Source organism: Blautia acetigignens (genome assembly GCF_025566865.1).
Lineage (GTDB): Bacteria > Bacillota > Clostridia > Lachnospirales > Lachnospiraceae > Blautia_A > Blautia_A acetigignens.
Map to the genome: position 1 here is coordinate 1 of NZ_JAOQJM010000005.1, position 16,107 is coordinate 16,107.

Below are 16,107 nucleotides of genomic sequence, written 5' to 3' on the forward strand. Positions count from 1 at the left end.
GTGAGGGGCTTTTGAGACTTGAACCTCTCATCGCAAAACAATATATGATGAAAGGATGTGAAAAAGTCGAGACAAAGTCTACTCGACGGTTGCCATGATTACAGATCTGGACAGCAGTTAAATCGCTGAAAGGAGGGAAAATCATGCAGGAAGAGGTAACTCAGAAAACGGTCACGTTCTGCATTCGGACTACCAAAGTAACAGCAGATTTATTGAAAAAGGTTCTTGCTGCTTATCTGCGTCATCAGAAGCAGAAATCGGTAGAGAAGAAAGCGAAGAAGAATCAGCCGAAACAGGGAAAGGTCACGGTAAAAGAGCTGGCAAAACAAAATGCCGGGATGGTCAATATCGAGATCACAAATAAGAATATCAAGTCCTTTGAACGTTATGCCAGAAAATACGGGATCAATTATGCTTTGAAAAAAGATAAGAGTAAAGATCCACCGATGTATCTGGTGTTTTTTAAAGGACGTGATCAGGATGCCCTCAATGCTGCTTTCCGTGAGTTTTCCCAGAAACAGATTCAAAAAGCGAATAAGCCTTCTATTCACAAGCGTCTTGCAACTTACAGAGCAATGATGCCAAAGAAATCGAAGGACAAAGTAAAGAACCGGCATCAGGAGCAGAGCCGATGAAAAAGCAAATCGGTAAAAATCTGATGCAAAAATGGAAGAATAAGATCAGGGTCAGGCTGTCCGCCCTGGATAAAAAGAAACTGGTTCTTACCAATATCCCATATATCTTAACTGCTTTTTATACAAATCGGGCATCATTTCTTTACAGAAACAGTCTGGGAGAAGATATTGGGAACAAGCTATTATATGCGATGGAACATGCAGACAGGATTCTTACTGGATTGCAGCCAAGTTTTAACTGGCGTGATATGCTGACAGGAATTGTAGCAGCTGTCATTCTGAAATTACTGGTATGGCAGAAACAGTCAGATGCAAAGAAACTCCGGAAAGGAATCGAGTATGGTTCAGCCAGATGGGGAAACGCTGAGGATATTAAACCTTATATGTCGGAAGATCCCTGGATGAATATTCCATTAACAGCAACAGAAGCATTGACTATGGAAAGTAGACCTAAACAGCCAAAGTATGCAAGAAATAAAAATATAGTGGTCATTGGCGGCAGTGGTTCCGGAAAAACTCGATTTTTCGTTAAGCCGTCAGTCATGCAGATGAACTGTTCCATGGTCATTACAGATCCGAAAGGCACTCTGATCGAGGAGTGCGGGAAGATGTTAGCAAAGGGACCACCTAAGAAAGATAAGAATGGAAATATTATGAAAGATAAATCAGGAAAAGTGGTACACGAACCATATGTGATTAAGGTTCTGAATACTATCAACTTTTCCAAATCGCTTCATTACAATCCATTTGCTTATATACGGTCTGAAAAAGATATCCTGAAGCTGGTTACAACAATTATTGTTAATACCAAAGGCGAAGGGGAAAAAGCTTCCGAAGATTTTTGGGTGAGTGCGACACGTTCGCAGGCGGTAAAAAGTCTGCGCACAGTGTTGGTTTATTAAATCATAACCAGTCTGTGAACTGGTAATCCGATAGGTGGAATGATGGGGTAACGCCCTGAAACGTCTATCCTTGACGGACTTGCGTCAGCTGTAATGGTTGGGGTGAGAAGCTCCGTGACAACGACCGAGAGTAGTCGTAGGAATCTGCCAAAAGATTCTCGAAAACGCCCCAGAGGTGGGGTGCGCTACCTATAGGTCTAGGATCTATAAAATATCTATGATTAGAATGTTTACTTTGGCGAGTAAACTGACGAAAACTGCGAATGTACGGTTCTAAAAGAAGACCATATAGAAATGTATGGGTGCGTTAAAGCGCAGTCAGTGTGGTTCAGTAGAAATTCGCCCTACGAACGACCATGTTGTGTTACAGGCACATCCAAGCTGACAGGACTATAGCAGAGATCTAAGGATATATGTACAGATAGGATTATCGGAACGTGGAAAGGCACCAGATTCCATTAGAGGATAGCCTGACGAAGAAAATAAGCAGGTGAACTGGTGCTGAAAAGCCGTGATCGAACTTATGATGAGTTCTGCGAAAAAGAGGAACTCGGAGGAATGGTCACAAGTCGGTTGAAATAAACAGGCATTATTCAGTCTAATGATAAGGATTACGAGTAAGACCAAAAGGGTCACTTTCGAGAGGAGGTGATGCCTTATGCCAAAGAAAAGTAAAACATTATGTGTAGATGACCTGCGTCATGCGGAGTACTACGGAATGCAAGGTACTTTTGATGAACTATATCAAAAAAGTCAGAACGGTGAAGTATTTGAGAATCTTATGGATTTGATACTGAGCAGGGATAACATTTTACTTGCGTACCGAAACATCAAAGCGAACAAAGGCAGCTACACGGCAGGAACAGACAAAAAGAACATCACAGATATTGGGAGTCAAACTCCTGATGATGTGGTAAAAAGAGTGAGATTTATTGTTACGGGAAGCGAACACGGCTACAGACCAAAGCCTGTAAGACGGAAAGATATCCCGAAACCAAACGGAAAAACACGTCCGCTGGGAATCCCATGCATATGGGATAGGTTGATACAGCAATGTATCAAGCAGATCATGGAACCAATCTGCGAAGCAAAGTTCTGCAATAATAGTTATGGATTTCGTCCGAATAGATCCGTTGAACATGCCATTAACAGAACCTACACCATGCTTCAAATGATGAATCTTCATTATGTTATTGAGTTTGATATTAAAGGATTTTTCGATAACGTAAATCATAGCAAGTTAATCAGACAGATATGGTCGCTGGGTATCCATGATAAAACGCTGATTTTTATTATCAAGCGAATACTAACAGCTCCAATTAAAATGCCCGATAATACAACGGTACTGCCCAACAAGGGTACACCACAGGGAGGAATTATCTCACCACTACTGGCAAACATCGTTCTAAATGAATTGGATTGGTGGATAGCTAGTCAATGGGAGGAAAATCCGATTGCTATAAGCAGAGGGCGAGAAAGAATAATCGGAAAAACTAAAGTTTTTGATAAAAGCCATGGTTATAGGATTATGAAAAACACAGAAATGAAAGAAATGCATATCATTCGGTATGCGGATGATTTTAGGATTTTCTGTAGAACGAAAGAGGACGCAGTCAGGACAAAAGAAGCGGTTACGGCGTGGATTGAAGAGAGGTTGAAATTAGAGGTGTCCCCTGAGAAAACAAGGATTGTGAACACCAGAAAACGGTGGTCAGAGTTTCTTGGATTCAAAATAAGGGTAAGGCTGAAGCATCATAAATATGTGGTGCAGTCGGCAATCTGTGACAAAAAGGTTGAAATTGAAAGAGCAAAGCTAGTGGAACAAGCGAAAAACATCGCAAAACCCAGAGAGAAAAAAAGTTGTTTATCAGAAATTCAGCTATATAACTCTATGGTGTTAGGCATACAGAATTACTATCAGCTTGCCACCTGTATCAGTATTGATTGCAGAGAACTCCATAGGCGAGTAATGACAGTTTTGACGAACAGGTTAAATACAGAAACAGGAAGTATGCTAAAACATGAGGGTGGAACTATCACCCAAGCAGAAAAGGAAAGATTCGGACAGTCAAAAATGATTCGATATGTTTCAGGAATTGACCAGATGATCTATCCGATTGCATTCATCAAAAATAAAATACCGATGGCGAAGCGATCAATCGTTTGTAGTTATACAAAAGAAGGTCGTGCTCCGATTCATACAGAACTTAACCTTAATCAGTATGTTCTGAAAGGACTGAGAGAAAAAATATCCGTTGGTCATAGCACAGAATACCATGACAGTAAAATATCTTTATTTTCTGCTCAAAAGGGAAAATGTGCAATCAGTGGAGAAGAATTCGCAGATGCGGAACATGTAGCTGTATGGCTCAAAGTACCAAGAGCACTTGGTGGATTTGAAAGATATAAAAACATGGTTCTGATTCACAAAAAATATCTGATTCTGTTACAAGAACTGCCCCAAGCAGTAATAAAAGACCTGATAAAAACACTCAATATCACAAAAAAGATGCTCGTGAAAATCAATAGTCTGCGAGAGCAGGCGAACCTGTCAGCAATAATATAAAACTTAAATTTGGTGACTGATTAAATGTCTCGTGAAGACAATCGATGGAGCGCCGGATGCGGTGAAAGTCGCATGTCCGGTGTGAAGTGGGGGAAAAGGTGGAGATAATATCAAAACCTTACCTATCACTATAAGCAGAGAAGCTGTTGTACACGGCATTGATTGCTTTTATCTGGTATGAAGGAGATGAAGAGGAAAAGAATCTGAATACCCTTCTGGATCTTTTGAATGAAAGCGAAACCCGTGAAGAGGATGAAACTTACCAGAATCCAGTGGATATGATGTTCCAGGAACTGGAAGAAAGAGATCCGCAGCACTTTGCGGTCAGACAGTATAAAAAATACAAAATGGCGGCTGGCAAAACAGCCAAAAGTATTCTTATTTCCTGTGGTGCGAGGCTGGCACCATTTGATATAGCAGAACTTCGTGAGATCATGTCTTATGATGAAATGGAACTGGATAAGATCGGGGACAGGAAGACAGCCTTGTTTTTGATTATGTCCGATACAGATACAACATTTAACTTTGTGATTGCCATGTTACAGTCACAGCTTTTCAATCTGCTTTGTGACAAAGCAGATGATGAATATGGTGGAAGACTGCCAGTTCATGTGCGTGTCATTGCTGATGAGTTTGCCAATATTGGACAAATTCCTCAGTTTGACAAGCTGATTGCAACCATCCGAAGCAGGGAAATCTCTGCTTCTATTATTTTGCAGTCACAGAGTCAGCTAAAGGCAATGTATAAGGATAGTGCAGATACTATTCTGGGTAACTGTGATACCACACTATTTCTTGGAGGAAAAGAGAAAACTACCTTAAAGGAAATGAGCGAGCTTCTGGGTAAGGAAACCATTGACCTGTATAACACTTCGGAAACGAGGAGCAATCAGAAGTCCTTTGGATTGAATTACCAGAAAACAGGCAAACAGCTGATGACAGAAGATGAGATTGCAGTCATGGATGGTGGAAAATGTATCCTGCAGATCCGTGGGGCCAGACCATTTTTCTCGGACAAATATGATATCACGAAACACAAAAACTATCGGCTTCTTGCAGATGAAAACGAGAAGAACCGGTACAAAGTAGAGAAAGAGTTAAATCCGCAGTACACACCGAAATCTGAAGAAGAGGTGGAAGTAATTCATGTAGAACTGTCGGAGTAACCTTGGGAATGAACAGAAAATAATGAGGAAAGGAATAACTGACATTAGGTGCACCGGCTTTTTAGTCGGTGTATTTTCGTTCCCGTAAACACCTGAAAGAAGTCAGTTTTGGTGAATGTATATGGCATTTTTTAGCAGTGCAATTACAACTTTAAAAACTCTTGTAGTCGCAATCGGCGCAGGTCTTGGCGTGTGGGGTGTCGTAAACCTTCTGGAAGGATATGGAAACGACAATCCCGGTGCTAAGAGCCAGGGCATCAAACAGCTGATGGCTGGTGCCGGAATCATGCTGCTGGGAACTACCCTGATTCCACAGCTGGCAACATTGTTCTCTTAAGAGGAGTGGTAGATGAACACCATCATTGAGAGAATTACGGAAGCGATAAAGGATATCCTGATCGGGCTTATCAAGTCCTGTTTGGATAACATGTTCACGTCTGTCAATGAGCAGGTGGGAACCATAGCCGGGCAGGTGGGACAGACACCGCAGGGATGGAATGCCGGAATCTTCAATCTGATCCAGAACATTTCCCAAACGGTGATTGTCCCCATTGCGGGACTGATCATCACATTTGTCCTGTGCTATGAACTGATTACGATGGTAACGCAGAAAAACAATTTCCATGAATTTGAGACTTACAACATTTTCCTCTGGATCTTTAAGGCGTATGTAGCCATTTATCTGGTGACGAATACGTTCAATATCACGATGGCGGTCTTTGACGTTGGCCAGCATGTGGTCAACAATGCCGCCGGAGTAATTTCCGGAAACACAGCAGTGGACGCATCGGAAGCAATCACAAGGATTGTGGATGCACTGGAAGATATGGAACTGGGGGATTTGTTCTTGTTATCCATGGAAACGCTGCTGATCAGTATTACCATGCGGATTCTGTCGATCATTATAACCGTTATTTTATACGGAAGAATGATAGAGATTTACCTTTATACTTCCATAGCACCAATTCCGTTTGCCACCATGACCAATAAGGAATGGGGCAATATCGGAAACAACTATTTAAAAGGCTTGTTCGCACTGGCATTTCAGGGATTCTTCATGATGGTCTGTGTGGGAATTTATGCAGTTTTAGTAAATGCAATGACCATATCCAGTGACCTTCATGCAGCAATGTTTTCAGTAGCGGCTTATACCGTGATTCTTGCATTTTCATTATTCAAGACCGGAAGCCTTAGCAAATCAATATTCAATGCCCACTAACGGGCAGGAAAGGAGCACATACATGGCGTATGTACCAGTACCCAAAGACCTTACAAAGGTCAAAACAAAAGTAGCGTTAAATCTGACAAAGCGGCAGCTGATTTTCTTTTCACTTGCCGCAGTTGCGGGAATTCCGTTTTATCTGTTCATGAGAAAACCAATCGGTTCCAGTATCGCAGCCATCCTGATGGTAACGATCATGCTTCCGTTTTTCTTCATGGCAATGTATGAAAAAGACGGTCTTCCCTTTGAAAAAGTGGTGGCAAATATCATTCGACAGAAGTTTATCTGTCCGGCAGTAAGACCATATAAGACAGAAAATTTTTATCAGGAGATTTCCACCCTTGTAAAAAAGGAGGGTGTGCCGGATGGCAAAAAAGACAAAGCAGGAGGCTCAGCAGGAGCGTCTGTCCCTGGCGGAAAAAAGAAACCGTCAGGAAAGAAGAAACAAAAAAAGCAGAAAAGAAAGAGAACAGGAAAAGCGTAGGAAGAAGCAGGAACGGGACCGCAGGAAACAGAAAAACATTCCTACAACAGCACAGCAGAGTATTCCGTATATTCGGATGCTGCAGGATGGTATTTGCCAGGTGACAAAGACCTTTTTCTCCAAGACGATTCAGTTTTATGACATCAACTATCAGCTTGCTTTAAATGAGGATAAGACTACGATATTTGAGAATTATTGTGATTTCTTAAATTACTTTGATTCTTCCATCAGTGTGCAGCTGTCTTTTATCAATCAGCAGGTGGATGTGGCAGAATTTGAGAAAAGCATTGACATTCCGGATCAGAACGATGACTTCAATGCCATTCGTGAAGAATACCGTACCATGTTGAAGAATCAGCTTTCCAAGGGAAATAATGGTCTGGTGAAGACAAAGTATATCACTTTTGGAATCGAAGCAGAAAGCCTGAAGGTGGCAAGGCCAAGGCTTGAAAGAGTCGAAACAGATATCTTAAATAACTTTAAGGTCCTGGGAGCACAGGCACATTCCCTGAATGGTCTGGAAAGGCTGGAGATTATGTATCATGTGTTCAACCAGGATCGGATTGAACCATTTAAGTTCCAGTATAAGATGCTTCCGGAAACCGGATTAAAGACCAAAGATTTTATTGCACCGACTTCCTTTAACTTTTCCAAGAATCAGACATTTTTGATGGGAAGAACGCTGGGAAGTGTGAGTTACCTGCAGATTCTTGCACCGGAGCTTACAGACCGGATGCTTGCAGATTTCCTGGATGTGGATGACAGCATCAATGTCAACATTCATATCCAGTCCATTGACCAGAGTTCTGCAATCAAGATGATCAAGAGTAAGATTTCAGATCTGGATAAGATGAAGATTGAAGAGCAGAAACGGGCGGTACGTTCCGGTTATGATATGGACGTGCTTCCATCGGACCTTATAACCTATGGAGAAGAGGCGAAAAACCTGCTGGAAGATCTGCAGTCCAGAAATGAGAGAATGTTCCTTGTGACGGTTCTGGTAATGAATACCGCAAAGAAGCGTCAGAAGCTGGATAACAATATTTTCCAGGTGCAGGGAATCGCACAGAAATATAACTGTTCCTTAAAACAGCTGGATTATCAGCAGGAAGCAGCACTCATGTCCTGTATTCCGCTGGGAGTCAATCGGATTGAAATTCAGAGAGGGCTTACCACATCTTCAACAGCGATCTTCGTGCCGTTTACGACACAGGAACTGTTTCAGGAAGGGGAGGCTCTTTATTATGGACTGAATGCATTATCCAACAACATGATTATGGTTGATCGAAAACGTTTGAAGAACCCGAATGGACTGATTCTTGGTACACCAGGTTCCGGTAAGTCCTTCTCAGCAAAGAGAGAAATTACAAACTGCTTCCTGATCACAGAAGATGATATCATCGTCTGCGATCCAGAAGCCGAATATTCGGCACTTGTGCAGGCACTGCACGGGCAGGTGGTACGGGTTTCTCCGGTATCTGACCAGTATATCAATCCAATGGATCTGAACCTGAACTATTCCGAGGAAGATAATCCACTGTCATTGAAAGCAGATTTTATTCTGTCGTTGTGTGAGCTGATTGTTGGAGGAAAGAATGGACTGGAGCCGGTAGAAAAAACTATCATTGACCGTTGTGTGCGGTTGGTTTATCAGGAATATCTTGCCAATCCCGTACCGGAGAAGATGCCAATCCTAGAGGATTTATATAACCTTCTGAGAAAACAGGAAGAGCCAGAAGCACAGCGACTGGCCACTTCGTTGGAAATCTATGTTACAGGTTCTTTGAATGTGTTTAACCATCAGACAAACGTGGATATCAATAACCGCATTGTCTGCTTTGATATCAAGGAACTTGGTAAGCAGTTGAAAAAGATTGGGATGCTCGTCATCCAGGATCAGGTTTGGAACAGGGTAACGATGAACCGTTCTGCCCATAAATCCACCAGATACTATGTGGACGAGTTCCATCTTCTCTTAAAAGAAGAACAAACTGCAGCCTACAGCGTGGAGATTTGGAAGCGATTCCGTAAATGGGGTGGTATTCCAACGGGCATCACCCAGAATATTAAGGATTTGCTGTCTTCCAGGGAAATCGAGAATATATTTGAAAATTCAGATTTTATTTATATGCTGAACCAGGCTTCCGGAGACAGGCAGATTCTGGCAAAACAGCTGAATATCTCACCAACTCAGCTGTCCTATGTAACCAACAGCAATGAGGGTGAAGGACTTCTGTTCTATGGAAATGTCATTATCCCATTTGTAGACAGATTCCCGAAGAATTCCCTCTATAAAATCATGACAACCCGCTTAGAGGAGACTTCTGAAGCAGGTTAAATCAAAGGAGAAAGCAATGGTACGAGCAATTTCATATGTATTAACTTTTAGTGGCGGTGCTGTATTTGGCATCGCTTTTCTCTGTTTATTACAGGCAGGGAAAGGGTATCCGAAGAAGGAGGAGTAATCAGTGGCAGAACAGAGAATGAAAGTCAGAGACAAGAAAGTCCAGAAGATGACCAAGGATGGTCTGGTGGAAGAAAACCTGACAGATAAATCTTCTGTTCGTGTCAGTAACCGTGTCGGTGATGTGCAGATGGGAAGAAAACAGGGGGAAAAAGAAGAAAACCTTGTGGATAAGTCTCCCCGCCAGTCTGAACGGAGTGGGAAAAATATTCGACCCTCTGTGCAAAAATCCAGAGATGCACCGGAACTGATACGGACAGAGAAGCAAAGTGAGGATTTTGGACAGTGTAGTAAACAGCAAAATAGAAAAAGAATCCGTGCTGAAGTCGGAAAAGAATCCAGACTTGCAGAAAAATCCGAAGCCGGACAGTCAGGGAGACTGAAAGAAAAACGTGCTGATCTATCAGAAAACAGAGGAGACAGCCGGAGAAATCAGACAGGTGGCAGCAAAAAGCCAAAACAAAAACAACGTTTGAAGTTTGCTTATGAGGAAACTGGTGCTTCTGTGAAAAATGACAAAGATATGGAGAAATTGAACCAGATGGATACGGATGGAGTCAATTTCCGCCATCAGAAACAGAAAGAAAAAGCCAAAAAGTTTTCTTATGAAGAAGCAAGAAAGAAAAAGGAAGCAAAGCAGCATTCCAAGAAAGCACAGGTCTATCAGGCAAATGAAGGGGAAGCTCCTGGAAAGAAGAAATCCCGCTTGAAGTTTGGAGAAGGGGAATCTGTGAAAACTGAAAAAACTTCTGTTGTCAAGAAAGCAGGAAGTGCAACTTCCGCAGCATTGCACCGTGAGATCAGCAAAAATGAAGATGATAATGCGGCGGTAGAAGGTGCCCATAAGTTAGAAGAAAGCGGCGAAGGTGTTTACCGGCTGGAACAGAGAAGTGCCAGACGCAGGAAACAGAGGGCATCCAGAAAAAGAAGCAGACTTGAAAGACAGGCAGAGAAACAGACACAGGCTGCAGCCCGTCAGGAGCAGAAGAAACTGAAAAAACAGATTCAGAAGCAACAGATCAAACGGGATTATGCCAAAGCGAAGAGAAGTGAACAGACAGTAGGAACAGCTACAAAAGGTACGATTGATTATATCAAGAAGATTGGCGGCAAAGTCACCAACTTCTTTAAAGAAAACCGGAAGGTGTATATCAGTGTAGCAGTTCTGATCGGATTGATGTTTCTGATCATAACGAATGTCACGTCTTGCTCTGCAGTGTTTTTACAAAATGTGATCACTTATACCGGAACCAGTTATCTGTCATCGGATCAGGCAATCCGGGAAGCGGAACTGTATTACACACAGCTGGAAGCTAATCTGCAGGAGCGGATCAACAACATGGAATCGGAAGAACCGGGGCATGATGAGTACCGCTATGATATTGGTCCGATAGAGCATGATCCGTTTATCCTGATCAGTTACCTGTCTGCAAAATATGAGGAGTTTACGTTTGAGCAGGTGAAGCCAGAACTGGATGCGTTGTTTGCAGAGCAATACCATCTGACTACTGAAGCAGTGAATGAGACTGTGACAGAGACTGCGACAGTAAGGGTTGGAGAATCTTTGGGACAGGTTGTTACCAGTGGCTATTGCAACTGCCCAATCTGTTGTGGTATTTGGAGCGGAGGACCGACTGCCAGTGGAGCATATCCAACTGCCAATCATACCTTAGCGGTAGATGCTTCCAATCCGTTTGTACCAATGGGAACAAAGGTAGTTATGAATGGTGTCGAATATACCGTAGAAGATACCGGAGCTTTCGCAAGATACGGTGTACAGTTTGATGTCTATTATGACAGTCATGCGGCAGCATCTGCACATGGACATCAAACATGGGAATGTTATCTGGCAGATGATAATGGAAGCAATGAAGTGGAAGTGACCAGGACAAGAGATGTAGATGTGCTGAATGTCACCTTAAATAGTGGAAACCTGATGTCAATCTGTCAGGACAGGTTGGGATTTTTCCAGAAAGAACTGTTCAGTGCCTACAACGATACAAAAGGCAACTTGCAGATGTTTGCAACACCGGTTGATTTTAACTGGTATTCCAGTGTGACCAGCTATTATGGATACAGGATTCATCCAATATCAGGAGCAAATCAGCTTCATAATGGTATGGATATCGGAGCACCGGAAGGGACAAAAGTAATGGCAGGGCTGACCGGAACGGTTACAACTTCTGCTTATAACGACAGCTATGGCAATTATGTTGTGATCAAGGACAGTAAAGGCTATGAACTGCGGTATGCACATTTAAGCAGCCGGAGTGTATCTGCAGGAGCATCCGTCACGAAAGGTGATGAGATAGGGCTTGTAGGAAATACTGGAAATTCTACAGGAAGCCATCTTCACATTGAACTTCTGAAAAATGGAGAGCGGTTAAACCCGATCTTTTATCTGGAAACAGGAGAAGGGGCAGGATTTGGCGGCAATGAATATACCAGTGAAGCAGCACAGCGTTTGTTAAATGAAGCAGCGAGATATCTTGGGACACCGTATGTGTGGGGTGGATATTCGCCAAGTGGATTTGACTGTTCTGGATTCGTAAGTTACTGCCTGACACATTCAGGTGTAAGGAATACAGGAAGATTAACGGCACAGGGATTGTATGACATTTGTACGCCGGTATCTCAGTCAGAAGCACAGCCAGGAGATCTGATCTTCTTTACAGGTACTTACGATGCAGGAGTTCCGGTAACGCATATCGGAATCTATGTGGGCAATGGTCAGATGATCCATTGTGGGCATCCGGTGCAGTATACGTCCATCAACTCTCCATACTGGCAGAGTCATTTCTATGGATTCGGACGATGGTAAGGAAAAGGGCGGTGTAACAGCCGTCCGGAAAGGAGAAGCGATGAAAAGTCTTGAAAAAGCAACGGCAGATTATGAGAAAGCCAAGGAAAAAATGGAAGCATCCAAAGCCAGATATGAAGCAGATTTAAAGCGTTTCAAGGCTGCGGAGATAGCAAAAACAGAAGCGGAAAATCTGGAAATTGTAAAAATTATCCGTGCAATGGATATGAGCATTCCAGAGCTGGAAGCTTTCAAAAAGAGAATGAAAAATGAACTGCCCGGCAGGGTAGAAATACAGAAGGAGGAAACAAGGTCTGATGATGAATTTAGAGAAGATGAAACAGAAGAAATCTAAAAATAGCGTGAAAAAAGGATTGCTTGCGGCAACAACGATTCTTTGCTTGACATCGCCTATGTTGCAGACACAGAGTGTGTTAGCGGCAGAGAATACAGCACCCGCAATTACGATTGAAAAGCCAGATGGCTGGAGACAGGGGGAAACGGCAGTCGCAATTACTGTGGATGCCAGTCATATGCCAGAAGGATTTTCTATCACAAAAATTGAAGCGAAAGCTGGGAAAGACGGAAGCTGGCAGGATGTGACAGGGAATGGAAGTATTTCCATTACTGGTAATCAGACGGTCTATGTGCGTGTGACAGATGGTGAGGGGAAGGTCTATGAGCAGAATCGCTCTATTAAGTGTTATGACACAGAAAAGCCTACGCTTTCTGCATCTCTGACAGATGGTGTACTGACGATTCAGGGAAATGATACCGTTTCCGGCATTACTTCTGTGACAGTTAATGGCACCACTTATACAGATCTGAAGGATGGAATGCTGAGAGTGCAACTGACACAGAAAGATTTTACAACAAAACAGATTGAAATCACGGTAACGGATGGTGCCGGAAATACTTCTGAAAAGTATGTGTTGCAGAATCCTTATTATGAATGGGCAAAGAAGCAGGCAGAGAAACAGAAAACTTCAGGTGACAGCAATGGTGCGATGGCAACCACGACCAGTGCAGATGCAACTGGGACTGAGAAAACAACGACTTCACCACTTCCGCAGGATGCACAGGCTTCTGAGCCAACAGATGCAAAAGGAACTGTGGATGATCGGACAGTGACAGGTATTGAGGAACAGCTTAATAAAGAAGGCGAGACAGCAGATTCTGTTACCAAAACAGCTACGGAAGGCACAAAAGAGTTTTATACCATTTCAACTAAGAGTGGTAAGATTTTTTATCTGATCATCGACAATTCAAAATCTCAGGATAATGTGTATTTCCTTACCGAAGTCAGTGAGAAAGACCTGATGAACTTCACACTTTCTGATTCTGTGACACTTCCGGAAGTAGATATTGTTTATGCAGAACCAGAGAAACAGGCTGAAGAAGAAAAGCCGGAAACGACAGAGACAGATGAGAAAGATAAGGTAGAGGATGAAATTCAGATGCCAGAAGACAAAAGTTTGGCAGGGACTTATCTACTGATCGGATTGGTTGCTGTTGGAGCTGCGGCAGGTGGTTATTACTTGAAAGTCTACAAACCGAAACATGAATATGATGATGAAGATGAGATGGAAGAGGATGAAAATGAATCCGAAGATTCAGAGTCAGAAAAACGGGAGGTAGACGATGCAGATGAGCAGGAAGAACAGGAAAATGCAGGGACAGAAGTTTTGAAAGATGAAGATTTCAATGATGAGGTACTAGAAGATGAAGAAGAGGAGCAGGAGTAAATGAAATTAGTGATTGCAGAAAAGCCATCGGTTGCGATGGCACTGGCTTCCGTGCTTGGAGCCAGAACAAGAAAAGATGGCTACGTGGAGGGAAACGGTTATATCGTTTCCTGGTGCGTAGGACATCTGGTTGGATTATGTGATGCATCGGAATACGATGAAAAATATAAAAAATGGAGATATGATGATCTGCCGATTGTGCCAGAATGTTGGAAACATAAGGTATTGGAAGGTACGAAAAAGCAGTTTGGAATCTTAAAGAAACTTATGAGAGATTCCAAAGTAGATGAAGTGATCTGTGCCACTGATGCAGGACGTGAAGGTGAGCTGATCTTCCGTCTGGTGTATGAGCAGGCAGGATGTAAAAAGCCGATGAAGCGACTCTGGATCTCTTCCATGGAAGAACAGGCAATTAAAGATGGATTTGCGTCATTAAAAGACGGTTCGTGTTATGACAGTCTCTATCAGTCAGCTCTTTGCAGGGCAAAGGCTGACTGGCTGGTGGGAATCAATGCGAGCCGTCTTTTTTCTGTTCTGTATAACCAGAATCTGAAAGTTGGAAGAGTACAGACACCAACACTTGCCATGATCGTGGATCGAAATCAGAAGATCAAGGAATTTACCAAAGAGAAATATTATATGGCTCATATCAAATTTGACGATATGGATGCGGTCACAGAGAATTTTCAGAAAAAAGAAGATGCAGATAAAGTGGCTGCAGAGTGTCAGGAGCGCATGTGCGAAGTGGAGAAGGATGATGTGAAAGAGAAAACGGTCCGCCCTCCGAAGCTTTATGATCTGACCACCCTGCAGAGGGAAGCTAACAGAATGTTTGGCTATACCGCACAGCAGACATTGGATGCTGTGCAGGAGATGTATGAGCAGAAGCTTGTCACTTATCCGAGAACAGACAGCCAGTATCTGACAGATGAGATGGGAGAAAGTACAGAAACTCTGATTCAGATGTTATTTGGGAAAATGCCTTATGCTGAAGGTCTGGAATATCAACCGGACGTGAGTAAGGTATTAAATTCAAAGAAAGTATCCGATCACCATGCGATTATCCCGACCGTGGAAGTAGCAAAGGCAGATATAGGTAAACTGAAAGAACGAAACTGCAAGATTTTGTATCTGATCAGTGCCAGGGTACTGACAGCAACCGCAGATCCTTATATTTATGAAAGCCATAAATGCCAGATTACCTGTAATTATCATACGTTTTATCTCTCAGCAAAGAAAACAAAGCAGGAAGGATTCAAGTCGATCGAAAATAAATTGAAACAGTTCTTTGGCGTAAAGAGTGAAAAAGAAGAGCCGGAGCTGGATATCTGGGATGGCAAGCATTACGGTCCTTGTGATTCTTTTGTATCGGAGCATTTTACACAGCCACCGAAACAGTACACAGAAGATACCCTGCTTTCTGCGATGGAACGTGCAGGGAATGAAGAACTGACCGAAAATACAGAAAAGAAAGGACTTGGCACACCGGCAACAAGGGCAGCAATCATTGAAAAACTGATTCAGTCTGGCTTTGTGAAAAGGGAAAAGAAAAATCTGGTGCCAACAGATGATGGCAATGTACTGATTACGGTTCTGCCGGATGAGATTAAATCTCCGAAGATGACAGCAGAGTGGGAAATGGCATTGAATCACATTGCCCAGAATACAGGGACAGCAGATGAATTCCTAAATGGGATTACAGAGCTGATGCAGGAACTGGTTGCCAGATATCAGGGGATTTCAGAAGAAAAGAAAGAGCAGTTTCAGGGAAAAGCAAAAGGAGAAGTCATTGGCAAATGTCCCCGCTGTGGAGCTGATGTCAGGGAAGGAAAAGTAAACTTTTACTGTTCTGACCGGAACTGTGCTTTTGCCTTATGGAAGAATGATAAATTCCTTGCAAGCCAGGGGAAAAAGATGGATAAGGCGGCAGCAAAGAAGTTCCTGTCTAAAGGAAAAATCCATTATAAGGATCTGGTATCCAGAAAAACAGGGAGACAGTATGAAGCAACAGTGGAGATGGTTGATCCCGGCGAGGGAAATGTGCAGTTCAATCTGAGTTTCCCGCAACGATAAGCAGTGTATTGCAGGCAGTCTAAGGACTGTCTGTTTTAATACAAATATAT

At 42.7% G+C, this 16,107-nt stretch carries 10 protein-coding genes and 2 pseudogenes; all 12 read left to right on the top strand.

Annotation, left to right across the window (positions count from 1 at the left end; translation table 11 throughout):
• Positions 1 to 143: 143 nt before the first annotated feature.
• The 12 genes and pseudogenes from OCV70_RS07645 (at position 144) to OCV70_RS07700 (ending at position 16,057) form a co-directional block, all read left to right on the top strand.
• Positions 144 to 635 carry a PcfB family protein gene (locus tag OCV70_RS07645; protein WP_026650181.1) on the top strand — a complete coding sequence of 164 codons (492 nt, stop codon included), beginning with the start codon at positions 144 to 146 and terminating at the stop codon, positions 633 to 635.
• Positions 632 to 1,495, top strand: a pseudogene (locus tag OCV70_RS07650) (type IV secretory system conjugative DNA transfer family protein); the annotation flags it as partial. The gene OCV70_RS07645 and the pseudogene OCV70_RS07650, both read left to right, overlap by 4 nt.
• A 700-nt stretch (positions 1,496 to 2,195) precedes the next feature.
• On the top strand, positions 2,196 to 4,103 hold the full coding sequence (gene ltrA, locus OCV70_RS07655; protein ID WP_154781075.1) for a group II intron reverse transcriptase/maturase: 1,908 nt from the start codon (positions 2,196 to 2,198) through the stop codon (positions 4,101 to 4,103).
• A gap of 134 nt (positions 4,104 to 4,237) precedes the next feature.
• Positions 4,238 to 5,269: pseudogene (locus tag OCV70_RS07660) on the top strand (VirD4-like conjugal transfer protein, CD1115 family); the annotation flags it as partial.
• A 121-nt stretch (positions 5,270 to 5,390) separates the two neighbouring features.
• Positions 5,391 to 5,606 (top strand): Maff2 family mobile element protein, encoded by a 216-nt coding sequence (locus tag OCV70_RS07665; protein WP_017144663.1) that lies wholly within the window; start codon positions 5,391 to 5,393, stop codon positions 5,604 to 5,606.
• 12 nt (positions 5,607 to 5,618) lie between these two features.
• Positions 5,619 to 6,488, top strand: coding sequence for a VirB6/TrbL-like conjugal transfer protein, CD1112 family (locus OCV70_RS07670; protein WP_005344182.1), 870 nt, complete (start codon positions 5,619 to 5,621; stop codon positions 6,486 to 6,488).
• Positions 6,489 to 6,510: 22 nt separating this feature from the next.
• The gene (locus OCV70_RS07675) at positions 6,511 to 6,975 is read left to right on the top strand and encodes a PrgI family protein (protein ID WP_044956137.1); all 465 of its coding nucleotides are present in this window, start codon (positions 6,511 to 6,513) and stop codon (positions 6,973 to 6,975) included.
• Entirely contained in the window at positions 6,857 to 9,313 is a 2,457-nt protein-coding gene (locus tag OCV70_RS07680; protein WP_173705535.1) for a VirB4-like conjugal transfer ATPase, CD1110 family, read from the top strand. The genes OCV70_RS07675 and OCV70_RS07680 overlap by 119 nt, the downstream gene beginning before the upstream one ends.
• A 145-nt stretch (positions 9,314 to 9,458) precedes the next feature.
• Positions 9,459 to 12,260, top strand: coding sequence for a CD1108 family mobile element protein (locus OCV70_RS07685; protein ID WP_118440831.1), 2,802 nt, complete (start codon positions 9,459 to 9,461; stop codon positions 12,258 to 12,260).
• Positions 12,241 to 12,594, top strand: a complete 354-nt coding sequence (locus OCV70_RS07690) for a DUF4315 family protein (protein WP_227163109.1) — start codon at positions 12,241 to 12,243, stop codon at positions 12,592 to 12,594. Before OCV70_RS07685 ends, OCV70_RS07690 begins: the two co-directional genes overlap by 20 nt.
• The gene (locus OCV70_RS07695; protein ID WP_028086446.1) at positions 12,557 to 13,984 is read left to right on the top strand and encodes a CD1107 family mobile element protein; all 1,428 of its coding nucleotides are present in this window, start codon (positions 12,557 to 12,559) and stop codon (positions 13,982 to 13,984) included. Before OCV70_RS07690 ends, OCV70_RS07695 begins: the two co-directional genes overlap by 38 nt.
• Positions 13,985 to 16,057, top strand: coding sequence for a DNA topoisomerase 3 (locus OCV70_RS07700; protein WP_262579496.1), 2,073 nt, complete (start codon positions 13,985 to 13,987; stop codon positions 16,055 to 16,057).
• The last annotated feature ends 50 nt before the right edge of the window (positions 16,058 to 16,107 follow it).

Excerpts from the sequence above, each read along its gene's own strand:
- OCV70_RS07675 (WP_044956137.1), top strand. The coding sequence starts at position 6,511 with ATGGCGTATGTACCAGTACCCAAAGACCTTACAAAGGTCAAAACAAAA.
- OCV70_RS07645 (WP_026650181.1), top strand. The coding sequence starts at position 144 with ATGCAGGAAGAGGTAACTCAGAAAACGGTCACGTTCTGCATTCGGACT.
- OCV70_RS07685 (WP_118440831.1), top strand. The coding sequence starts at position 9,459 with ATGAAAGTCAGAGACAAGAAAGTCCAGAAGATGACCAAGGATGGTCTG.
- OCV70_RS07690 (WP_227163109.1), top strand. The coding sequence starts at position 12,241 with ATGGATTCGGACGATGGTAAGGAAAAGGGCGGTGTAACAGCCGTCCGG.
- OCV70_RS07700 (WP_262579496.1), top strand. The coding sequence starts at position 13,985 with ATGAAATTAGTGATTGCAGAAAAGCCATCGGTTGCGATGGCACTGGCT.
- OCV70_RS07695 (WP_028086446.1), top strand. The coding sequence starts at position 12,557 with ATGATGAATTTAGAGAAGATGAAACAGAAGAAATCTAAAAATAGCGTG.
- OCV70_RS07665 (WP_017144663.1), top strand. The coding sequence starts at position 5,391 with ATGGCATTTTTTAGCAGTGCAATTACAACTTTAAAAACTCTTGTAGTC.
- OCV70_RS07670 (WP_005344182.1), top strand. The coding sequence starts at position 5,619 with ATGAACACCATCATTGAGAGAATTACGGAAGCGATAAAGGATATCCTG.
- ltrA (WP_154781075.1), top strand. The coding sequence starts at position 2,196 with ATGCCAAAGAAAAGTAAAACATTATGTGTAGATGACCTGCGTCATGCG.
- OCV70_RS07680 (WP_173705535.1), top strand. The coding sequence starts at position 6,857 with ATGGCAAAAAAGACAAAGCAGGAGGCTCAGCAGGAGCGTCTGTCCCTG.